18 protein-coding genes are annotated in these 21,858 nt (G+C 73.3%); 10 read left to right on the forward strand and 8 right to left on the reverse strand.

Annotated elements, in window-relative coordinates; translation table 11 throughout:
• Both E4U92_RS19490 and E4U92_RS19495 read left to right on the forward strand, forming a co-directional pair.
• Nucleotides 1-439 (forward strand): alpha-glucosidase C-terminal domain-containing protein (locus tag E4U92_RS19490; RefSeq protein ID WP_174863944.1); only part of this gene is annotated, 439 nt, incomplete at its 5' end.
• 110 nt (nucleotides 440-549) lie between these two features.
• On the forward strand, nucleotides 550-1,938 hold the full coding sequence (locus tag E4U92_RS19495; RefSeq protein ID WP_137301734.1) for a maltokinase N-terminal cap-like domain-containing protein: 1,389 nt from the start codon (nucleotides 550-552) through the stop codon (nucleotides 1,936-1,938).
• 14 nt (nucleotides 1,939-1,952) lie between these two features.
• Here E4U92_RS19495 and E4U92_RS36685 read toward each other — a convergent pair whose 3' ends face one another.
• Entirely contained in the window at nucleotides 1,953-2,558 is a 606-nt protein-coding gene (locus tag E4U92_RS36685) for a hypothetical protein (RefSeq protein WP_168725158.1), read from the reverse strand.
• Here E4U92_RS36685 and glgB point away from each other — a divergent pair.
• Complete coding sequence (gene glgB, locus E4U92_RS19505) at nucleotides 2,521-5,130, forward strand: 1,4-alpha-glucan branching enzyme (RefSeq protein WP_229862848.1); 2,610 nt, start codon at nucleotides 2,521-2,523, stop codon at nucleotides 5,128-5,130. The two genes, E4U92_RS36685 and glgB, sit on opposite strands and share 38 nt — an antisense overlap.
• A gap of 49 nt (nucleotides 5,131-5,179) precedes the next feature.
• Here glgB and E4U92_RS19510 read toward each other — a convergent pair whose 3' ends face one another.
• From E4U92_RS19510 to E4U92_RS19530, 5 genes are all read right to left on the reverse strand, one after another.
• Nucleotides 5,180-7,423: a HelD family protein gene (locus E4U92_RS19510; RefSeq protein WP_137301735.1), complete on the reverse strand. Its 2,244-nt coding sequence runs from the start codon at nucleotides 7,421-7,423 to the stop codon at nucleotides 5,180-5,182.
• 194 nt (nucleotides 7,424-7,617) lie between these two features.
• Nucleotides 7,618-7,932 carry a thioredoxin family protein gene (locus tag E4U92_RS19515; RefSeq protein ID WP_137301736.1) on the reverse strand — a complete coding sequence of 105 codons (315 nt, stop codon included), beginning with the start codon at nucleotides 7,930-7,932 and terminating at the stop codon, nucleotides 7,618-7,620.
• Between the two features lie 2 nt (nucleotides 7,933-7,934).
• Nucleotides 7,935-8,321, reverse strand: coding sequence for a MerR family transcriptional regulator (locus E4U92_RS19520; RefSeq protein ID WP_137301737.1), 387 nt, complete (start codon nucleotides 8,319-8,321; stop codon nucleotides 7,935-7,937).
• 29 nt (nucleotides 8,322-8,350) lie between these two features.
• Nucleotides 8,351-9,271 (reverse strand): ADP-ribosylglycohydrolase family protein, encoded by a 921-nt coding sequence (locus E4U92_RS19525; protein ID WP_137301996.1) that lies wholly within the window; start codon nucleotides 9,269-9,271, stop codon nucleotides 8,351-8,353.
• Between the two features lie 173 nt (nucleotides 9,272-9,444).
• Entirely contained in the window at nucleotides 9,445-11,232 is a 1,788-nt protein-coding gene (locus E4U92_RS19530) for an MFS transporter (protein WP_137301738.1), read from the reverse strand.
• A gap of 194 nt (nucleotides 11,233-11,426) precedes the next feature.
• On the opposite strand from E4U92_RS19530, the gene E4U92_RS19535 reads away from it, so the two are divergent.
• Together E4U92_RS19535 and E4U92_RS19540 are read left to right on the forward strand one after the other, a co-directional pair.
• Nucleotides 11,427-12,053, forward strand: coding sequence for a TetR/AcrR family transcriptional regulator (locus E4U92_RS19535; RefSeq protein WP_137301739.1), 627 nt, complete (start codon nucleotides 11,427-11,429; stop codon nucleotides 12,051-12,053).
• A gap of 155 nt (nucleotides 12,054-12,208) precedes the next feature.
• Nucleotides 12,209-12,505 carry a DUF7489 domain-containing protein gene (locus tag E4U92_RS19540; RefSeq protein ID WP_137301740.1) on the forward strand — a complete coding sequence of 99 codons (297 nt, stop codon included), beginning with the start codon at nucleotides 12,209-12,211 and terminating at the stop codon, nucleotides 12,503-12,505.
• A gap of 83 nt (nucleotides 12,506-12,588) precedes the next feature.
• Here the strand turns inward: E4U92_RS19540 and E4U92_RS19545 are convergent, their stop codons facing one another.
• A complete protein-coding gene (locus tag E4U92_RS19545) occupies nucleotides 12,589-13,980 on the reverse strand; it encodes a cation:dicarboxylate symporter family transporter (RefSeq protein WP_241681780.1) in 1,392 nt (463 codons plus the stop codon).
• Between the two features lie 171 nt (nucleotides 13,981-14,151).
• Between E4U92_RS19545 and E4U92_RS19550 the strand changes: the two genes are divergently transcribed.
• The 3 genes from E4U92_RS19550 (at nucleotide 14,152) to E4U92_RS19560 (ending at nucleotide 17,322) form a co-directional block, all read left to right on the forward strand.
• The gene (locus tag E4U92_RS19550) at nucleotides 14,152-15,792 is read left to right on the forward strand and encodes a sensor histidine kinase (RefSeq protein WP_137301741.1); all 1,641 of its coding nucleotides are present in this window, start codon (nucleotides 14,152-14,154) and stop codon (nucleotides 15,790-15,792) included.
• Nucleotides 15,789-16,487 carry a response regulator gene (locus E4U92_RS19555; protein WP_137301742.1) on the forward strand — a complete coding sequence of 233 codons (699 nt, stop codon included), beginning with the start codon at nucleotides 15,789-15,791 and terminating at the stop codon, nucleotides 16,485-16,487. Before E4U92_RS19550 ends, E4U92_RS19555 begins: the two co-directional genes overlap by 4 nt.
• Nucleotides 16,488-16,596: 109 nt before the next feature.
• A complete protein-coding gene (locus E4U92_RS19560; protein WP_373311574.1) occupies nucleotides 16,597-17,322 on the forward strand; it encodes an XRE family transcriptional regulator in 726 nt (241 codons plus the stop codon).
• A 12-nt stretch (nucleotides 17,323-17,334) separates the two neighbouring features.
• On the opposite strand, the gene E4U92_RS19565 is transcribed toward E4U92_RS19560, so the two are convergent.
• A complete protein-coding gene (locus tag E4U92_RS19565) occupies nucleotides 17,335-18,360 on the reverse strand; it encodes an ATP-dependent 6-phosphofructokinase (RefSeq protein ID WP_137301743.1) in 1,026 nt (341 codons plus the stop codon).
• Between the two features lie 189 nt (nucleotides 18,361-18,549).
• Here E4U92_RS19565 and pta point away from each other — a divergent pair, with 189 nt between their 5' ends.
• Together pta and E4U92_RS19575 are read left to right on the forward strand one after the other, a co-directional pair.
• On the forward strand, nucleotides 18,550-20,640 hold the full coding sequence (gene pta / locus E4U92_RS19570) for a phosphate acetyltransferase (RefSeq protein WP_137301744.1): 2,091 nt from the start codon (nucleotides 18,550-18,552) through the stop codon (nucleotides 20,638-20,640).
• A complete protein-coding gene (locus E4U92_RS19575; RefSeq protein WP_137301745.1) occupies nucleotides 20,637-21,857 on the forward strand; it encodes an acetate kinase in 1,221 nt (406 codons plus the stop codon). Before pta ends, E4U92_RS19575 begins: the two co-directional genes overlap by 4 nt.
• The last annotated feature ends 1 nt before the right edge of the window (nucleotide 21,858 follow it).

Genomic DNA, 21,858 nt, shown 5'->3' on the forward strand with positions numbered 1-21,858 from the left:
CCGCAACGCCGGCTTCTCCTCCAGCGACCCCGGCCGCCTCTACCTGCCCACGATCATGGACCCGGTGTACGGCTACCAGGTCACCAACGTCGAGGCGTCCATGAGCAGCCCCTCGTCGTTGCTGCACTGGACCCGCCGCATGATCGAGATCCGCAAGCAGAACCCGGCGTTCGGCCTCGGCAGCTACACCGAGCTGCCGTCGTCGAACCCGGCGGTGCTGGCGTTCCTGCGGGAGTACGAGGACGACCTCGTGCTGTGCGTGCACAACTTCTCCCGCTTCGCCCAGCCCACCGAGCTGGACCTCAGCCGTTTCCACGGCCGCCACCCGGTCGAGCTGTTCGGCGGGGTGCGCTTCCCCGCCATCGGCGAGCTGCCCTACCTGCTCACCCTGGCGGGCCACGGCTTCTACTGGTTCCGGCTGCGCAGGGAAGGCGCGTAGGCGGAGGGACGCACCTCACAGGCACGGACCCCGGGCAGGGCGGTTTCCTCCGCCCTGCCCGGGGCACGCACTAATAACACCCCGACCGCCCCGGGAAGGGACGTGACGCCATGGCGGAAACGGTCACCACTCGTACCCTGACGACGGGCCCCGGCCTACTCGCGTCACTCGACCCGTTGTTGCGGGAATGGCTGCCGCGCCAGCGCTGGTTCGCCGGCAAGGGCCGGCCCGTCACGGGTTTCTCGCTGGTCGCGGCCACCGAGCTGCTGCCGGCCGGCGGCCCGCTGGGCCTGCACCACCTGCTGGTGCGCGCCCACCAGGCCGCCCCGCACCAGGGCACGGTGCCCGGCGACTGCTACCAGTTGCTCATCGGCGCCCGCGAGGCCCTGCCCCCGCACCTCGCGCCCGCGCTCATCGGCCACGTGACCGAGGGTCCGCTGGCCGGCACCACGATCTACGACGCCCTGTACGACACCCGGCCCGCCGAGGTGCTGCTGGAGGCCCTGCGCTCCGGCGCGCGGATCGGCGCCCTGCGCTGCGACCGGGACCCGACCCAGGAGATACGGGCGGGGCTCGTGCCCCGCCGCGTGACGTCCGAGCAGTCGAACTCGTCCGTCATCTATGGAGATACGTTCATCCTGAAGCTCCTGCGCCGCGTGGTGCCCGGCATCAACCCGGACCTGGAGCTGCCCCTGGCGCTGGCCCGCGAGGGCTGCCACCGGGTTCCGCCGCCGACCGCGTGGATGCAGGCCGAACTCGGCGGTGAGCCGTACGTCCTCGGCGTGCTCCAGCCGTTCGTGCAGGGCGCGGCGGACGGCTGGGAGCTGGCACTGCGCCGGCTCGCCAAGGACGAGGACTTCGCCGGGGAGGCGCGGGCCCTCGGGCGGGCCACGGCCGAGGTGCACACCGCGCTGGCCCGGGCCCTGCCCACCACCACCCTGGGCCACGCCCACGTGGACCCGCTGGTGGCCGGCATGATCGAGCGGCTGGAGCAGGCCGCGCAGGCGGTCCCGGCGCTCCGGCCGTACGCGCCCGGTCTGCGCACCGCCTACACGGCGCTGGCCGACCTCGCCGCCGAGGGCCACACCTGGACCGCGCAGCGCGTGCACGGCGACCTGCACCTCGGGCAGTGCCTGCGGTCCGCCTCCGGCGAGTGGTCGCTAATCGACTTCGAGGGCGAACCGGCCCGGCCGCTGGCCGAGCGGCGGATGCCGCAGCCGATCGAGCGGGACGTCGCGGGAATGCTGCGGTCCTTCGACTACGCGGCCCACTCCGCGGAGAGCCCGGCGCCCGGCTGGGCGGCGGCCTGCCGTGCCGCGTACTGCACCGGATACGCCGAGGTCTCCGGCGTGGACCCGCGCACCGACCCGGTGCTGCTGCGGGCCTTCGAGACCGACAAGGCGGTGTACGAGGTCGTCTACGAGGCCCGCCACCGTCCCGACTGGCTCCCCGTGCCGCTCTCCGCGGTCCGGCGGCTCGCCGCGTCGGACCCGTCCTAGCCGTTCCCCAGCCGTCATCTCAGCTTCGCCCAGGAGGCTTCGTCCGTGACTCCCAGCCCCTCGTCCAGCGGCTCGAACCCGAAGGACTCGAAGAAGGCGGCGGTCAAGAAGACAGCCGAGAAGATCGCGAAGGCCGTGCAGCCGGCGAAGACCGCGAAGACCTCGAAGACCGCGGCCTCCGCGGCGCCTGCGCAGAGTGCCGGACAGGCGGTGGCGAAGAAGGCGGTCGCGAAGAAGGCCGCGGCGAAGAAGACCTCCGCGGTCGCGAAGAAGACCACCACGGCGAAGGCCGCGGCGCCCGTGGCCGGGAAGACGGCCGCGAAGACGACCACCACGGCGGCGAAGCGGACCGCCGTGAAGGCGGCGGCCGGGGAGACGGCGACCGTGAAGAAGGCGGTCGCGAAGAAGGCCGTCGCGAAGAAGGCCGCGGTGAAGAAGGCCCCGGCGAAGAAGGCGACGACGGCGAAGAAGGCTCCGGCCCGGACGACGGATCCGCTGACGGGGACGGCGGCGGTGGCGAAGGAGGCCGCCGCCAAGGGGACGGCCGCGGTCAGGGAGACGGCCGCCAGGACGACGGCCGCCGTGAAGGAGACCGCCGCCAGGAAGGCCGCCGCGGTCAAGGAGGCCGCCGCCGGGAGGACGCCCGCCGCGAAGGAGCCCGTGGCCGAGGAGACGGCCGCCGGGCAGGCGGCCGTGAAGAAGGCGGCCGCCAAGCGGGCCCCCGCGAAGAAGGCCACACCGGTCGAGAAGGCGGCCCCGGCGAAGAAGGCCACAGCGGTGAAGAAGACCGCCACGGCGAAGAAGGCCACGCCGGCCAAGAAGGCCACAGCCGTCAAGAAGGCCGCCACGGCCAAGAAGGCCACGCCGGCCGAGAAGGCTCCGGTCGTGGCGACCGCGCCGGCCGCCGCACCTGAGCCCACGCCCGCCGTGGCGGGCGAGTCGGTGCCGGCCGCGGGAGAGGGGCCGGCGGCCGTCGCGGCCGGACCCACCCCCGTCGAGGCCGCCGTCTCCCCCGCGCTCACCGCCTACGACCGGGACCGGCTGCTGACCGGCACGCACCACGATCCGCACGGGCTGCTCGGCGCCCACCCGGTGGAGGACGGCGTCCTCTTCCGGGCGTTCCGGCCGTACGCGCGGGCGGTCGCCGTGCTGGCCGGTGAGGTACGGGCCGACCTGCACGACGAGGGCGACGGGTTCTTCTCCGGCGTGCTGCCGCTGCGCGAGGTCCCGGCCTACCGGCTCGTCGTGACGTACGAGGAGACGGTCCAGGAGGTCGAGGACGCCTACCGCTTCCTGCCCACGCTCGGTGAGCTGGACCTGCACCTGATCGGCGAGGGCCGGCACGAGGACCTGTGGACGGTGCTCGGGGCGCACCCGATGACCCACGAGGGCGTGCGCGGCACCCGCTTCTCGGTGTGGGCGCCGAACGCGCGCGGCGTGCGGGTGACCGGCACCTTCAACTTCTGGGACGGCACCGGCCATCCGATGCGCTCGCTGGGCTCCTCGGGCGTGTGGGAGCTGTTCGTGCCCGGCATCGGCGAGGGCGAGCTGTACAAGTTTGACATCGCCCGGCCCGACGGCTCGCACACCCTGCGCGCCGACCCGCTGGCCCGCCGTACCGAGGTCCCGCCGGCCACGTCGTCGATCGTGACCTCCTCGCAGTACGAGTGGGACGACGCCGAGTGGCTGGCACGGCGCGCCGAACGTCCGGCGCACGAAGCGCCGTTGTCCATCTACGAGGTGCACCTGCCCTCCTGGCGGCCGGGCCTGACCTACCGCCAGCTCGCCGAGCAGCTCCCCGCCTACGTCAAGGAACTGGGCTTCACGCACGTGGAGTTGATGCCGGTCGCCGAGCACCCCTTCGGCGGCTCCTGGGGCTACCAGGTCACCGGCTTCTACGCGCCGACGGCCCGGCTCGGCACCCCGGACGACTTCCGGTACCTGGTCGACCGGCTCCACCAGGCCGGCATCGGCGTCCTGATGGACTGGGTCCCGGCCCACTTCCCGCGCGACGCGTGGGCGCTGGCGGAGTTCGACGGGCGCCCGCTGTACGAGCACGAGGACCCGCTGCGGGCGGCCCACCCTGACTGGGGCACGCTGGAGTTCGACTTCGGGCGCCGCGAGGTGCGCAACTTCCTCGTCGCCAACGCGGTGTACTGGTGCCAGGAGTTCCACATCGACGGGCTGCGCGTGGACGCGGTCGCCTCGATGCTCTACCTGGACTACTCGCGCGAGCCGGGCCAGTGGACGCCCAACGAGCACGGCGGCCGGGAGAACCTGGACGCGGTGGCGTTCCTGCAGGAGATGAACGCCACGGTGTACCGGCGCTGCCCGGGCGTGGTGACCGTCGCGGAGGAGTCGACCGCGTGGGACGGCGTCACCCGGGCCACCCACCACCGGGGCCCGAGCGGCTTCGGCGGGCTGGGCTTCGGGCTGAAGTGGAACATGGGCTGGATGCACGACTCGCTGCAGTACATGAGCCACGAGCCGGTGCACCGCAAGTACCACCACCACGAGATGACGTTCTCGATGGTGTACGCCTACAGCGAGAACTACGTGCTGCCCATCAGCCACGACGAGGTGGTGCACGGCAAGGGCTCACTGGTGTCGAAGATGCCCGGCGACTGGTGGCAGCAGCGCGCCGGCCACCGCGCCTACCTCGGCTTCATGTGGTCCCACCCCGGCAAGCAACTGCTCTTCATGGGCCAGGAGTTCGCCCAGGGCGCCGAGTGGTCCGAGGCGCACGGCCCGGACTGGTGGCTGCTCGACCCGGCCTACGGCGCCGAGGCCGACCACCGCGGTGTGCGCGACCTGGTCCGCGACCTCAACGCGGTCTACCGTGCCACCCCGGCCCTGTGGGAGCAGGACACCGAGCCGGCCGGCTTCCAGTGGGTGGTGGGCGACGCGTCCGAGGACAACGTGATCGCGTTCCTGCGCTACGACGCCGACCGCAACCCGCTGCTCGCGGTCAGCAACTTCTCCGCCGTGGTGCGCCCGGACTACCGCCTCGGTGTCCCCGACGACGTGCCGGCCTGGCACGAGGTCCTGAACACCGACGAGGCCCGCTACGGCGGCAGCGACGTCACCAACCCCCACCCGGTCAAGCCGGAGCCGCACCCGTGGCACGGCCGCCCGGCGAGCATCCGCCTGACCCTGCCCCCGCTCGCGACGGTCTGGCTGCGCCCCGCCTGACCCGCCCGGGACGGCCCGGGAGCGTCCTCGCTCCCGGGCCGTCCCCGGCTCACCCCTCCCGCCGGGCGAGCGCCTCGGCCAGGGCCGGGGGCAGGTCCCCGGTGTGGACGACACCGAGCCGCTGGGTGGCCCGGGTCAGGGCCACGTACAGGTCGCTGGTGCCGTACGCGGCCGGCTCCACCACCAGCACGGAGTCGAACTCCAGGCCCTTGGACTGGCGGGGGTCGAGCAGCACCACCGTGCGGGTCAGGTCGGGGTCGGCGCCCGCCGTCACGCCGTCCAGCCGGGCGGCGAGGCGGCGGTGCAGGTCACGTGGGGCGATCACGGCGAGGCGTCCCTCGGCGGGGGTCAGCTCCGCGACGGCCTCGGCGACCGCGCCGGGCAGGTCGGCGGTGGCGCGCGCCCAGGGCCGCACGCCCGTGGAGCGCACCGAGCCGGGCGGTTCGAAGCCGGGGTGCTCGGCGCGCACGACCGCCGCGGCGACCTCCATGATCTCGGCCGGGGTGCGGTAGTTGACGCCGAGCCGGGTGAGCTCCCAGCGGTCCTGGACGTACGGCTGGAGGATGTCCTCCCAGGAGCCGACGCCGGCCGCCTCCGCGGTCTGCGCGGGGTCGCCGACCAGGGTCATGGACCGGGTGGGGCTGCGCCGCATCAGCAGCCGCCAGGCCATCGGGGACAGCTCCTGCGCCTCGTCGACGATGATGTGCCCGAACGCCCAGGTGCGGTCGGCGGCGGCGCGCTCGGCGGCGCTGCGGTGGTCGGCCTCCTCGTGCCGTTCGGCGAAGCGTTCGGCGTCGATGATGTCGTGCGCCGACAGCACCTCGGACCCCTCGGGATCGTCCTCCTCCTTGTCCTCGAACTCGTAGGTGCGCGAGGCGTAGGAGACGTCGAGGACGCCCTGTGCGTAGGCCACCTGGGCGGAGCGCTCGCGCGCGGCGCGGTCCCGCGCGGCGCGGTCGTCCTCGCCGAGGAGTTCGGCGGCCTCGTCGAGCAGCGGTACGTCGGCCACGGTCCAGGCGCGGGTCACCGGGCGGCGGACGGCGGCCGCGTCCGCGTCGTCGAGGTAGCCCTCGGGGGCGGCGAGGAAGTCGGCGACCAGCCGCTGCGGGCTGAGCACCGGCCAGAGCTGGTCCACGGCCGACCAGACGGCCGGGTTCTCGGCGAGTTCGTCGCGGATCTGGGTGACGTCGCTCGCGTCGAGCAGGCTGGAGCCGTCGTAGGGGTCGGTGCCGACGCGCTCGGCGTACAGCTCGGTGAGGGTGTTCAGGAGGTGGCCCTCGAAGTGCTCGCGGGCCGCGTTGTGGGGCAGTCCGGTGGCACGGGTGCGTTCGCGGGCGACGTTGACCAGGCCGTCGTCGAGCATCAGGATCTCGCGGTCGTGCTCGACGGTGAGGACGGGGTCGGGCAGCGCCTGGCGGTCGCGGACGACGGCGGCGAGGACGTCGGCCATGTCGGCGCGGCCCTTCACGGCGGCCGCCTGCGGGGTGTCGGCCGCCGTCGCGCGGACCCCCGGGTACAGCTCGCCGACCGTCGCGAGGAGCACACCGGTCTCGCCGAGGGAGGGCAGCACCTCCCCGATGTAGCCGAGGAAGGCGGGGTTGGGCCCGACGATGAGCACGGCCCGCTTGGCGAGCAGTTCGCGGTGCTCGTAGAGGAGGTAGGCGGCCCGGTGCAGGGCGACGGCGGTCTTGCCGGTGCCGGGGCCGCCCTCGACGACCAGCACGCCCCGGTGCGGCGCCCGGATGATCTCGTCCTGCTCGGCCTGGATGGTCTGCACGATGTCGCCCATCCGGCCGGTGCGCGCGGAGTCGAGCGCGGCGAGCAGGACGGCGTCGCCGGTCGGGTCCTCGTACCCGGTGCGGGTGGCGTCGCCGAGGTCGAGGATCTCGTCGTGCAGGGCGGTGACGCGGCGGCCCTGGGTGCTGATGTGCCGGCGGCGGCGCAGGCCCAGCGGGGTATGGCCGGTGGCCAGGTAGAAGGGGCGGGCGACGTCGGCGCGCCAGTCGATGAGGACCGGGGTGCGGTCGGCGTCGTCGGTGCGCAGCCCGATGCGGCCGATGTGGTGGGTGGTGCCGGAGGTCAGGTCGATCCGGCCGAAGCACAGCGAGCCGTCCACGGCGTTCAGCGCGGCCAGCAGCCCGGAGCGCTCGGCGACCAGGATGTCCCGTTCGAGCCGGGCCTGCATGGGGGTGTTGCCCTGGGCGAGCGCGTCCGTTACCCCGGCCTCGGTGTCCCCGCGCAGGGCGTCCACGCGCGCGTACAGCTCGTCGATGAATTCCTGCTCGTCCCGCATTTCACCGTGTGGAAATTCGGTGTTTGACAATTCCGCTCCCGGCCGGATATACTGTGGTCACTGAACTTCTCCGCGACCGGAATTCCCTAAGTCGCGAACCATTCAATATACGCAAAGAAATCCCCCGGACGCAATTGCGCCCGGGGGATTTCTTTCGTCCCGGTCCGGGACGGGGGTGCTGCGGCGGGGACGCCTCAGAGGGCGTCCTCGATCTCCGCCAGCAGCCGCCGCTTCGGGCGGGCGCCCACCATCGCCTTCACCGGCTCCCCGGCACGGAAGACCATGAAGGTCGGCATCGAGAGCACCTTGTAGTGGTTGGTGGTCTCCGGATTGGCGTCCACGTCGAGCTGGACGACCTTCAGCCGCTCCCCCTCCTCGGCGGCGAGGGCCGTGAGCACCGGCCCCATCTGCCGGCACGGCGGGCACCAGTCGGCGGTGAACTCCACCAGCACCGGCAATGCGGAGCCGATCACCTGCGCCGCGAAATCGGCGTCCGTCACCTCGGTCACGCTCACAGTTCCTGTCCTCCCAGTTCGCACAACGGTGGCTCGCCGTCGGTCGACGCCAGCCGCACGGCGATCGTCGCCCGCACCGCCTGCAACTCCCCGATCAGCGCGTCGAGCTCGGCGAGCTTGCGCCGGTAGACCGCCAGCGAGGCCGGACAGGAGTCACCCTCCGGGTGTCCGGCCCGCAGGCACTCCACGAACGGCCGCGTCTCCTCCAGGTCGAACCCGAAGTCGCGCAGCGTGCGGATCTGCCGCAGCAGCTCCACGTCGCTCTCGTCGTAGGTCCGGTGCCCCAGGTCGTCGCGCCGCGCGGGCAGCAGACCGCGCGACTCGTAGTAGCGCAGCGTCCGCGTCGTGGTGCCGGTCCGTGCGGCCAGTTCGCCGATTCGCATGTCCCCGACCGTACGACTTGACGCCGACGTCAAGGCAAGGACGGACGCGGGGCCCGGTCGACCGGGGGCAGCGGTTCGAGGGCCTCGTGCCAGGCGGGAGGAAGGGCGGCGACGCCGGTGCGGGCGGCGATGACCCCGCCCGCGATGGCGCAGGTGGTGTCGATGTCGCCCTCCCCGGCGACCGTGACCCACAGGCCCTCCTGCAGGTCGTCGAGGTGCCCCGCCGCGCACCACAGGGCGAACGGGACGGTGTCGGGCCCCGACATCCGGTAGCCGGAGCCCAGCACCTCCGCGGCGTGCCGCACCGAGGTGCGCTCCGGCATCCGGGCCGCGATCCGCACGCCCGACCGCACGTCGCTGTCGGGGAGCCGTTCGGCGACCGCCCGCAGGAAGTCCGGTCCGGCCGGAACGGGGCCGCCCCGGCTGCGGGTCGCCAGCGCCGCGGCCAGGGCGACCGCCACCGCTCCGGTGACCGCCTCCGGGTGGTGGTGCGAGACCACGGCCTGGCGGGCGGCCTGCTCGGCGACCGCATCGAGGTCGGCAGCGTGCCAGGCCCCGAGCGGGGCGGTGCGCATGGCCGCGCCGTTGCCCCAGGAGCCCTGGCCGCCGAACTGTCCGGCGACCACGTCCTGCCAGGGCTCGCCCGCCCCGATGCGGCGCAGCACGTCGTGCATCGAGGCTCCGTAGCCGCGGTGCGTGTCCTCGGCGTAGGCCGCCGCGAGGCGCAGGGCCAGACGGTCCTGGTCGACGGTGCCCGCGCCCTCGGCGAGCTCCCGGACGAGCACGATCGCCTGAGCGGTGTCGTCACTCCACCGCCAGAGCGGTTCCCCGGGCAGCGTCCGCGCCTGCAGGGCTGCCGGCCCGTCCTTGCGCAGGATCGCGAACCAGCGGTCGCCGAACGCGTCGCCGAAGGCGAGCCCGTACAGCGAATCCAGCACGGCGGCAGGCATGTTGATCACCCGCGCAGTATCGCAGCGCGACGGCTGTCCTGGCCGCCGGTTTTGCCCTCCCCCGGTGCCTCCTGCCGACGTGCCGCGCCCTGAACAGGCGCGGCACGCTGGTGGAGGCGGGCAAGAGGCCGGTGAGGACGGGCAGCCCCCGGGGGCAGCGGGGACCGGCCGGTTCAGCCGAGGCGGGCGGTGCCGGACTGCTTGCCGGACTGCTTGCCGGGCCGCTCGCCGACCTGCTCGCCGGGCGCGGTGCCGTCCTGCCGGTCCTCGTCCTGCGCCGCGTTGCCCTGGTCCGCGCCCCGGGCCGTGTCCGGGCCCTGCGACGCGCCGGTCGTGCCCTCCTGGCGGGCCTTGCGCGGCAGCAGCAGGGCGACCAGGAGCGTGCCGGCGCCCAGGATCACCGCACCGACGAGGCTGGTGTGGGCGACCGCGTCGGAGAAGGAGGAGGCGACCGCGTCGGTCATCTGCCGCGCGGCCCCGGCCAGGTGCTGGGCCTGGCCCTTCAGCTCGGCCGCCTGCCGCGGGTCGGTGGCCTGTGCCGCCTGCGCGGCGAGCTGCTGCGCCTTGTGCCCGACGCCCTCGGCGACCGCGTACCCGGCGCCCACGGAGTCCTGGGCGGTGGCGAGGGTGCCGGCGGGCAGGTCGGCGCCCCGGGCCGCGTTCCCGAGGTGGTCGGAGTACGACGTACCGAGCAGGGAGCCGAGGATCGCGATGCCGAGCGAGCCGCCGAGCTCCAGCGAGGTGTCGTTCACGGCGCCGCCGACGCCCAGCTCGGACTCCGGGAAGGCGCCCATGATGGCGTCGGTGCAGGGCGACAGGGCGAGGCCGATGGCCAGGCCCAGCACGATCAGCGGGGCGAGGAAGTCGCCGTACGACGAGCCCGCGTCGACCCGGGTGAGCAGGGCGAGGGCTACCGTGCCGCCGACCATGCCCGCGGTGACCGTCCACTTCATGCCGACGCGCGGGGTGAGGTAGCCGGTCAGGGCCGAGCCGGCGAAGACCGCGCCGGCGAGCGGCAGCATGCGCAGGCCGGTGTCGAAGGCGTCGTAGCCGAGGACGAACTGCAGGTGCTGGGTCAGGTAGTAGAAGGCGCCGAAGACGGCGAGGAAGAACAGGGCCACGGCGAGGTTGGAGCCCGCGAAGCGGCGGTCGGCGAAGCGGCGGACGTCCAGCACGGGGTGCGGGTGGCGCAGCTCCCACAGGACGAACGCGACCAGGCCCACGCCCGCGACGACCGCAGCGGTGACGGCCTTGGCGCCCCAGCCGAAGTGCGGGCCCTCGATGATCATGTAGACCAGCGAGCCGATCCAGACCACCGACAGCAGCCCGCCGACGTAGTCGATCCGGTCGTGGTGCCCGGCCCGCGACGGCGGGACGAGGACGAAGGCGCCCACCAGGGCGACGGCCGCGACCGGCACGTTGATGAGGAAGGTGGAGGACCAGCCGTGGTGCTCCAGCAGCGCCCCGGCGACCAGCGGGCCGGCGGCGATGGCGAGGCCGGCGGTGGCGGTCCACAGGGTGATGGCCTTGGCGCGCTCGGCGCGCGGGAAGGTCGCGGCGAGCAGGGAGAGCGTGGCGGGCATGATGAGCGCCGCGCCGACGCCCATGACGGCGCGGGCCGCGATGACCTGCGTCGAGCTGTCGGCCAGCCAGCCGCCGACGGCCCCGCCGGCGAACACCAGCAGCCCGAGGACCAACGCCCCGCGGCGGCTGTACTTGTCGCCGATCGCGCCGAGCAGCAGCATCAGCGCCGCGTACGGGACGGTGTAGCCGTCGATGACCCACTGCAGGTCGGCGCTGGACAGACCGAGGTCCGCGGTCATGTCGGGCGCGGCGACCGTCAGGGCGGTGTTCGCCATGACGATGATCAGCAGGCTCAGGCAGAGGACGAGCAGCGCCCACCAGCGCCGGGCGTAGGGCCGTTCCATCCTCTCGACCGGTTCGTTCGCGACGAGTCGCATGGCAGGGATCGCCTTCCTCGTGACGGGTACACGGCGGGGTGCGGCCGATGAGTGCACACCACTGGGTAATTGCACAACACTGTGCAATGTACGCCCGTTGCACAGCACTGTGCAAGTAGCGGGGTGGGGGCGGGAGCACGAGGGAGGGAAGGACGGGGAACGCCGGGCGGGTGCCGCGGCCACGGGCGGGCACAATGGCCGTCATGACCACGGGTAACACCAGCCGCGCCGACCTCAACCGGCGCCGCATCCTCGACGTCGCCCTCGCCGAGCTGCTGCGCGACCCCGACGCGTCCATGGACCAGATCGCGCGCGCCGCCGGTGTCGTACGGCGCACCGTCTACGGCCACTTCCCGAGCCGGGAGGCGCTGATCAGCACGCTCGTCGACGACGCGGTGGAGGCGCTGGCCGCCGCGCACGCCGCGGGCCGCGAGGGCGTGGCCGACCCGGCCGAGGCGGTGGCCCGCTCGGTGCTGTCGGTGTGGGAGATCGCCGACCGCTACCGCCTGCTGGTCGCGCTGGCCCAGCGCACGGTCACCATGCAGGGCATCCGCGAACGCCTCTCCCCCGTGCGGGAGAACAGCGTGCGGCTGCTCCAGCAGGGCCTCGACGAGGGCACGTTCGCCTCGGCCCTGCCCGCCCCGGCGCTGGCGTACGTGCACGAACAGATCCTGTTCGCGCTGATGGAGGCGGTGAACGACGGCCTGCTGGGCACGCGGGAGGCGGGCCGCTCCGCCGCGGTCACGGTACTGACAGCGGCGGGCATGCCCGCCTCGGCGGCCGCGGCACTGGTGTCGGAGGTCAGCTCCTCACCCGCGTGACGGCCCCGCCGGTCCGGCCCGGGCCACGAGCCGCCGCCCCTCACCCCGCACTGCGGCCCAACTCCCCCTCTGTGCAAGCCTCCTGGGCTGTCGCCGACCGGGCCGGTACGCTGCCGTGGACGGTTCTTGCCGTCGCCGACGCAGGGGGGTCGCCCATGCCGCACACCGTCGTCCTGCTCCTCACCTTCAGCCCGCTCGCCCTGGTCCTGGCGATGATCGCCGCGCGCGGGTTCGCCGAGAGCAAGGAGACCTACACCGGGGAGGTCATCGGCCGGGGGGTGAGCACGTCGACCGGTACCTACGGCCCCACGGGCCGCTACGTGATGCGCATCCGCACCGACGAGGGACGCGAGCTCAGCATCGAGGTGAACGGCAGCACGTACCGCTCGCTCGACGTCGGCGACCGCGTGGTCAAGGAGTGGGGCAGACGCTGGCCGGAGCGCTCGGTGTGACGGAGCGGCCGCAAGAGCCGGATGCCCGGCCCCGGTTCAGGCGGGGCCGGGCATCCGGAGTCGGGGAGGGCGGGCGTCCGGGGTCAGGCGCGGGCGAGTTCCTTCTCGCCGTCCTCGTGCTGCTCGGGTGCGTCCGTGGCGGGTGCCGCCGCGTGGTCGTCCAGCAGGGTCTTCTCGTCGAAGGGGAGTTCACCGGCGAGGACGCGTCCGACGCGCTCCCTGTCGATCTCCTTGGTCCACGTGCCGACCAGCACGGTCGCGATGGCGTTGCCCGCGAAGTTGGTCAGCGCGCGGGCCTCGCTCATGAAGCGGTCGATGCCGACGATCAGGCCGATGCCGTCCACCAGGGCGGGCTTGTGCGACTGCAGACCGCCGGCCAGGGTGGCCAGGCCCGCGCCGGTGACACCGGCGGCGCCCTTCGAGGCCACCAGCAGGAACAGCAGCAGCGGGATCTGCTCGCCGACCGACATCGGCGTGCCCATGGCGTCGGCGATGAACAGTGACGCCATGGTCATGTAGATCATGGTGCCGTCGAGGTTGAAGGAGTAGCCGGTCGGCACGGTGATGCCGACCACGGGCTTGCTGACGCCCAGGTGCTCCATCTTCGCGATGAGCCGCGGCAGCGCCGACTCGGAGGAGGAGGTGGACAGGATCAGCAGGAACTCGCGGCCCAGGTACTTGAAGAAGGTGAGGACGTTCAGCCCGGCGACCACCCGCAGCAGCGCGCCGAGGACGACGAACACGAAGAGGAAACAGGTCACGTAGAAGCCGAGCATCAGCACGGCGAGGCTCTTCAGCGCGTCCACGCCGGCCGAGCCGACGACCGCGGCCATGGCGCCGAAGGCACCGATCGGGGCCGCCCACATGATCATGGCCAGGACGCGGAAGACCAGCCGCTGGATGTGCTCGACGCCGCGCAGGACCGGCCGCCCGGCGCTGCCCATGGCCTGCAGCGCGAAGCCGCAGAGCAGGGCGACCAGCAGGGTCTGCAGGACCTCGCCCTCGGTGAACGCGGACACGATCGTGGTCGGGATGATGCCGAGCAGGAACTCGGTGGTGTCCTTGGCCTCCGGCGAGACCTGCGCCTGGCCGGTCTCCTTCACCGCGTCCGTGACGGCGAGCCCGGTGCCCGGCTCCAGGATGTTGCCGACGACCAGGCCGATGGCGAGCGCGACCAGCGACATGACCAGGAAGTAGACCAGCGCGATACCGCCGACGGCACCGACCTTCGTCGCCTTGCGGACCGACCCGATGCCCAGCACGATCGTGCAGAAGATGATCGGCGAGATCATCATCTTGATCAGGTTCACGAACCCGGTGCCGATCGGCTTCAGCTCCACGGCGAAGTCGGGGGCGGCGAGACCGACCACGATGCCGATGGCGACCGCGACGATCACCGCGATGTACAGGTAGTGGGTGCGGTCCCGCCGGGCGGCGGGAGCGGCTGGTGCCGTATCGGGGGTGCTGGCGGCCACGGCTGCCCTCCTTGACGTCTTCGTCGGCATCACCGGCGTGCGGCTCACGTCCGGGCTGTGGGGGATAGCCGTGACTATGGCTGCCCCTGTGAGGGCGGTCACCCTTCCGTTCATTGAGTTCACGCCGCAGGCCATTTAGTGCGCGGCGGAGGTCAGGGGCACACTGACCGCATGCGCATCCCGCTCCCCCGCCCCCGCAGCCTGGCCGGCCAGCTCTTCGCCGTGCAGGCCGTGCTGATCGCGGTCGTCGTCACGGGATACGCGCTGTTCATGTACGTCAGCGACCAGCGGCAGGCGCAGGACGCGGCGGGCCGGCAGGCGACCGCGGTGGCCCGCGCGGTCGCGGACTCCCCCTCGGTCCGCGCGGCGATCCGCACCCCCCACCCCAGCCGGGAGCTCCAGCCGTACGCGCTGCGCGTCATGCGGGACACGGACGTCGACTTCGTCACGATCATGGACCCGCGGGGCATCCGCTGGACGCACCCGGTGGAGTCGGAGATAGGCCGGCACTTCCTCGGCAACACCGGGCGCGCGCTGCGCGGCGAGACCTTCACCGAGACCTACACCGGCACCCTCGGCGCCTCGGTCCGCGCCGTCACCCCGATCGAGGACGACGACAAGCGGATCATCGGCCTGGTCAGCGCCGGCATCAAGGTCGAGGCGATCAGCGAGCGGGTGCGCGGCCAGGTGACGGCGCTGGTCGGCTGGGCGGCGGGCGCGCTGGCCCTCGGCGCGGTGGGGACGTACGTCGTCAACGCCCGGCTGCGGCGCCACACCCACGGCATGAACGCGACCGAGCTGAGCCGGATGCACGACTACCACCAGGCGGCCCTGCACGCGGTGCGCGAGGGACTGCTGATGCTGGACGGGCAGTTCCGGGTGGCGCTGATCAACGACGGCGGGCGCGAGCTGCTGGGCGTGGCGGGCGACGTGGTCGGCAGCTCGGTGGCGGACCTGGGGCTGCCCGCGCCGCTGACCGGGGCGCTGCTGTCGTCGGAGCCACGGGTGGACGAGGTGCACCTGACCGCCGACCGGGTGCTGGTGGTCAACACCTCCCCGGTGTCGGGCGGTGAGCGCCGCGGCACCGTCGCGACCCTGCGGGACGTGACCGAACTGCAGTCCCTCATGGGCGAGCTGGACTCCGAGCGGGGCTTCACCCAGGCCCTGCGCTCCCAGGCGCACGAGGCGGCGAACCGCCTGCACACGGTGGTCTCCCTGATCGAGCTGGGCCGGGCCGAGGAGGCGGTGGAGTTCGCCACGGCCGAACTGGAGCTGGCGCAGGCGCTCACCGACCAGGTGGTCGCGGCGGTGAGCGAACCGGTGCTGGCCGCCCTGCTGCTGGGCAAGACGGCCCAGGCCAACGAGCGGGGCGTGGAGCTGGTGGTCTCCGGGGACAGCCGCCTCGACGACGGCGTGCTCCCGGAGAGCCTGTCGGCCCGGGACCTGGTGACGATCCTCGGCAACCTCGTCGACAACGCGGTGGACGCGGCCCAGGGCAGCACGCGGGCGCGGGTCACGGTGACGGCGTACGCGACGCGGGCACCCGACGGTGAGCTGGTGCTGAAGGTCGCCGACACCGGGCCCGGGGTGGACGGCGGCCACGCCGACCTGGTCTTCCAGCGCGGCTTCTCCACCAAGCCGTCCGGTCCGGGGGGCCGGGGCCTGGGACTGGCCCTGGTGCGGCAGGCCGTGCACCGGCACGCGGGGCACCTGTCGGTGTCCGCGGCCGAGGGGGGCGGTGCCGAGTTCGTGGTGCGGCTGCCGCTGCGGGCGGCCGTTCCCTCCGCGCGGGTGAGGGGAGGCGGCGCGTGACGGGGGACCAGCCGATCCGGGTCCTGGTCGTCGAGGACGACCCGGTGGCCGCGGACGCGCACGTGCTGTACGTGGGCCGGGTGCCGGGCTTCGTCGCGGTCGGCAAGGCGCACACCGGCGCGGAGGCCAGGCGGCTGCTGGACCGCACGGAGGTCGACCTGCTGCTCCTCGACCTGCACCTGCCGGACGGGCACGGCCTGCAGCTCGCGCGCTCGCTGCGGGCGGCCGGGTACCGGGCGGACGTCATAGCGGTGACCTCCGCGCGCGACCTGACCGTGGTGCGCGAGGGCGTCTCCCTGGGCGTGGTGCAGTACGTGCTCAAGCCCTTCACCTTCGCCACGCTGCGGGACCGGCTGGTGCGCTACGCCGAGTTCCGCGGCGCGGCCGGCGAGGCAAGCGGCCAGGACGAGGTGGACCGCGCGCTGGCGGCGCTGCGCGCCCCCGGACCCGTGGCGCTGCCCAAGGGGCTGAGCGGGCCGACGCTGGAGCGGGTGACGGGAGCGGTGCGCCGGGCGGCGGAGGGGATGACCGCGGCCGGGGTCGCCGAGGCGGTGGGCATCTCCCGGATCACCGCCCGCCGCTACCTGGAGCACCTGGTGGAGACGGGCCGGGCCGAACGCAGGCCGCTGTACGGGCAGGTGGGGCGGCCGGAGCTGGTGTACCGGTGGGTGCCGGGGGCCGGCGCCGCACGCTGAGGCGCGGGGCGCCCACCGGACGCCACGCGCCGCCGTACGTTCCTCCAAGCGGTGATTGTGTCGGAACAGACCGTGGTCACCTCTCGTGGGCGCCCCTACGGTGGCCCCCGTGCACCGACCCTCACCCCACCCGTCCCGGCCGGGCCCGCCGTTCGACGGCCTCGCGGCCCGGCGCCTGCGCGCGGCGCTCGGCATGGGCCCCGACCACGTCGCCCACGGCCTGCGGGTCTCCTACGGCCTCGCCCACGCCACCCCGGACCTGGTGATGGCCTGGGAGCGCGGCACGCTCACCCCGGACAGCTCCGAACTCACCGCGCTCGCGGGGGTGCTGTGGTGCTCCCCCGGTGAACTCATCGGCCGGCCCCGCACCCTGCGCGAGCACCGCGTGGCCCGCTCCCTGGCCCCGCAGGACGTCGCCCGGGCCGCCGGGCTGCCGCTGGCCGCGTACCTGCGGGCGGAGGAGGGCGGACCGTGGCGCGGCACCGAACGGCAGACGGCCGCCCTCGCGCAGGTGCTCGCGCTGTCCCTGCCGGACCTGGTGACCGTCACGGGCCGGGAGGCGCAGCTCGCCGAACTGCTGCGCCGGGCGGTGGAGTCGCGCTGGCAGGCGTACGTGCGTCCGGTGGCGCGGATCGTGCCGCTGGACCGGCGGGTCCTGGAGCGCACCCTGCAGGAACTGCACCAGGACTACCAGGGGCACATGGCCGCCACCCTGAGCTGGGGCGGCGGCACCGCCGACTCCAGCGCCGCGGGACGCGCGTACCTCGACGGGATCGTCGCGACCTTCTGGTCGACCGCCGGGGCGGAGGGCGCCCCGGACCCGTACGAAGCCTGAGGGACGGAGTTCCTAGAAGACCGACTCGGCCTCGTCCATCCGGTCCTTGGGCACCGTCTTCAGCTCCGTGACCGCCTCCGCCAGCGGCACCATCACGATGTCGGTGCCGCGCAGCGCGGTCATCCGCCCGAACTCGCCCCGGTGCGCGGCCTCCACCGCGTGCCAGCCGAAGCGGGTGGCGAGGACGCGGTCGTAGGCCGTGGGCGTGCCGCCGCGCTGGACGTGGCCGAGGATGACCGGGCGGGCCTCCTTGCCGAGCCGCTTCTCCAGCTCGTACGCCAGGGCCGTGCCGATGCCCTGGAAGCGCTCGTGGCCGAACTGGTCGATCTCGCCCTTGCCGTAGTCCATGGTGCCCTCGGCGGGGTGGGCGCCCTCGGCAACGCAGATGACGGCGAACTTCTTGCCGCGGGAGAAGCGCTCCTCGACCATCGTGACCAGGTCGGCCGGGTCGAAGGGGCGTTCCGGCAGGCAGATGCCGTGGGCGCCGGCGGCCATGCCGGACTCCAGGGCGATCCAGCCGGCGTGGCGGCCCATGACCTCGACGACCATCACGCGCTGGTGGGACTCGGCGGTCGTCTTCAGGCGGTCCATCGCCTCGGTGGCGACGCCGACGGCGGTGTCGAAGCCGAAGGTGCGGTCCGTGGAGGAGATGTCGTTGTCGATCGTCTTCGGGACGCCGACGACCGGCAGGCCCGCGTCGTACAGCATGCGCGCGGCGGTCAGCGTGCCCTCGCCGCCGATCGGGATGAGGGCGTCGATGCCGAAGTCCCGCATGATGTCGGAGGCGTTCTCGCAGGCCTCGCGCAGCCGGTCGCGCTCCAGCCGGGAGGAGCCGAGGATGGTGCCGCCGCGCGCCAGGATGCCGCTGACCGCGTTGAGGTCGAGGCCGCGGTAACGGCCGTCCAGCAGTCCCGCGTAGCCGTCCTCGAAGCCGATCACCTCGTCGCCGTAGTGCGCGACCGCTCGGTGCACGACCGACCGGATCACTGCGTTCAGGCCGGGGCAGTCGCCGCCTGCGGTGAGAACTCCGATGCGCATCGTGCTGTGTCTCCTGCTCGCTGTGGGGACCGGTGAGCCGCGACCGATTCTTTCATGCCCGCCGGACCGGTGCGGCGAGCCACCGGCCCGGACTGACGGGCGCCTTAACTGGGCCCGGGGGTACTGTCAAGAGGGTTCTGCTCACCTCGGTGGGCGATGTTCGTGACGGAGAGGGAACGGAGAGCGCACGTGACGCGCAGCGTGTACGTCACCGGTATCGACCGCGGCGACGGCCGCCAGGTCGTCGAGCTGGGGGTCATGGAGCTGCTGACCCGGCAGGTCGACCGGGTGGGCGTCTTCCGCCCGCTCGTCCACGACGGCCCGGACCGGCTGTTCGACCTGCTGCGTGCGCGCTACCGGCTGTCCCAGGACCCGGCGACCGTCTACGGCATGGACTACCAGGAGGCGTCCGTCCTGCAGGCCGAGCGGGGCACCGACGAGCTGGTCTCGACGCTGGTCGACCGGTTCCACCTGGTCGCCCGGGACTACGACGTGGTCCTCGTCCTCGGCACCGACTTCGCCGACACCCAGCTCCCGGACGAGCTGTCCCTGAACGCCCGGCTGGCCAACGAGTTCGGCGCGTCGGTGATCCCGGTGGTCGGCGGCCGCAAGCAGAGCGCCGAGTCGGTGCTGGCCGAGACCCGCAACGCCTTCCGCGCCTACGACGGCCTGGGCTGCGACGTGCTCGCCATGGTCGCCAACCGGGTGGCCCGCGAGGACCGGGAGGCCCTCGCCGAGCGGCTCGCGGGCCGGCTGCCGGTCCCCTGCTGGGTGCTGCCCGACGAGCCCGCGCTGTCCGCGCCGACCGTCGCCCAGATCAGCCACGCGCTCGGCGCGCGGGTGGTGCTCGGCGACGACTCGGGCCTGGCGCGGGACGCGCTGGACTTCGTGTTCGGCGGGGCGATGCTGCCGAACTTCCTCGCCGCCCTGACCCCCGGCTGCCTGGTCGTGACCCCGGGCGACCGGGCCGACCTGGTGGTGGGCTCGCTGGCCGCGCACAGCGCCGGCACCCCGCCGATCGCCGGGGTGCTGCTCACCCTCGACGAGGTGCCGGGCGACGCCATCCTCACCCTCGCGGCCCGCCTCGCCCCGGGCACGCCGGTGCTGTCGGTGTCCGGCAACAGCTTCCCCACCGCCGAGCAGCTCTTCTCCCTGGAGGGCAAGCTGAACGCGGCCACCCCGCGCAAGGCGGAGACCGCCCTCGGCCTGTTCGAGCGGTACGTCGACACCACCGACCTGCTGCGGCGGGTCTCGGCGCCCAGCAGCGACCGGGTCACGCCGATGATGTTCGAGCACAAGCTGCTGGAGCGGGCCCGCGCGGACCGGCGGCGGGTCGTGCTGCCCGAGGGCACCGAGGAGCGGGTGCTGCACGCGGCGGAGGTGCTGCTGCGCCGCGGGGTGTGCGACCTGACCCTGCTGGGCCCGGTCGACCGGATCCGCAAGCAGGCCGCCGACCTCGGCATCGACCTCGGCGACTGCGAGCTGATCGACCCGGCGACCAGCGAGCTGCGCGACCGCTTCGCCGAGCGGTACGCGACGCTGCGCGCCCACCGGGGCGTGACGGTGGAGCTGGCCCACGACGTCGTCTCGGACGTGAACTACTTCGGCACGCTGATGGTCCAGGAGGGCCTGGCCGACGGCATGGTGTCGGGGTCGGTGCACTCCACGGCGGCCACGATCCGGCCCGCGTTCGAGATCATCAAGACCAAGCCGGAGGCGTCGATCGTCTCCTCCGTGTTCTTCATGTGCCTGGCGGACAAGGTCCTCGTCTACGGCGACTGCGCGGTCAACCCCGACCCGGACGCCCGGCAGCTCGCCGACATCGCCATCCAGTCGGCGGCGACGGCCGAGCAGTTCGGCGTGGAGCCGCGGATCGCGATGCTGTCGTACTCGACCGGCACGTCCGGCTCCGGCGCGGACGTCGACAAGGTGCGCGAGGCGACGGAGCTGGTGCGCGAGCGCCGGCCCGACCTGAAGATCGAGGGGCCGATCCAGTACGACGCGGCCGTGGAGCCGACCGTCGCGGCCACCAAGCTGCCGGGCTCGGAGGTGGCCGGGCAGGCGAGCGTGCTGATCTTCCCGGACCTGAACACCGGCAACAACACCTACAAGGCCGTGCAGCGCTCGGCCGGCGCGATCGCGGTCGGCCCGGTGCTCCAGGGGCTGCGCAAGCCGGTCAACGACCTGTCCCGGGGCGCCCTGGTCCAGGACATCGTCAACACCGTCGCCATCACGGCGATCCAGGCCCAGTCCCCGCTCGAGAAGGCAGCCCAGCAGTGACCGGCACCCGCGGCACGCGCGTCCTCGTCCTCAACTCCGGCTCCTCGTCGCTGAAGTACCAGTTGCTCGACATGCGCGACGGCAGCCGGCTGGCGGCGGGCCTCGTCGAGCGGATCGGTGAGCAGACCTCCCGGCTGAAGCACACCCCGCTGGCGTCCGGCGGGGACGTGCGGGAGGCCGAGGGCCCCATCGCCGACCACGACGCCGCGCTGAAGGCCGTCGCGCAGGAGCTCTCCCGGGACGGTCTGGGCCTGGACTCCCCCGACCTGGCCGCGATCGGGCACCGGGTGGTGCACGGCGGGATGTTCTTCACCGAGCCCACCGTCGTCGACGACGCGGTGATCGCCGAGATCGAGCGGCTGATCCCGGTCGCGCCCCTGCACAACCCGGCCAACCTCACGGGCATCCGCACCGCGCGGGCGCTGCGCCCGGACCTGCCGCAGGTCGCGGTGTTCGACACGGCGTTCCACACCACCATGCCGGAGTCGGCGGCGCGGTACGCGATCGACCCGAGGATCGCCGACCGGCACCGCATCCGCCGCTACGGCTTCCACGGCACCTCGCACGCGTACGTCTCCCGGGCGACCGCCGAGCTGCTGGGCCGGGCGCCCGAGGACGTCAACGTGATCGTGCTCCACCTGGGCAACGGCGCGTCCGCGTCGGCCGTGCGGGGCGGCCGCTGCGTGGACACCTCCATGGGGCTGACGCCTTTGGAGGGGCTGGTGATGGGTACGCGCTCCGGTGATCTGGATCCGGCGGTCATCTTCCATTTGGCGCGTGTTGGCGGAATGTCCATGGACGAGATCGACACTCTCCTCAACAAGAGGAGCGGTCTGTTCGGTCTGTGCGGGGACAACGACATGCGGGAGATCCGCCGGCGGATCGACGGGGGCGACGAAGCCGCCTCACTCGCCTTCGACATTTACGTGCACCGGTTGAAGAAGTACATCGGCGCCTATTACGCCGTTCTCGGCACGGTGGACGCCGTGGCGTTCACCGCCGGGGTCGGCGAGAACGCGGCCCCGGTGCGGGAGGCGGCCGTCGCGGGCCTGGAGGGCCTGGGCCTGGCGGTGGACCCGGAGCGCAACGCCGTGCGGAGCGACCGGCCGCGGATCGTCTCGCCCGACGCCGCGCGGGTGGCGGTCGCCGTGGTGCCGACGGACGAGGAACTGGAGATCGCGACACAGACCTATGCGCTGGTCGGAAAGAACACCTGAG

Source organism: Streptomyces galbus (genome assembly GCF_005280195.1).
GTDB classification, from domain to species: domain Bacteria; phylum Actinomycetota; class Actinomycetes; order Streptomycetales; family Streptomycetaceae; genus Streptomyces; species Streptomyces galbus.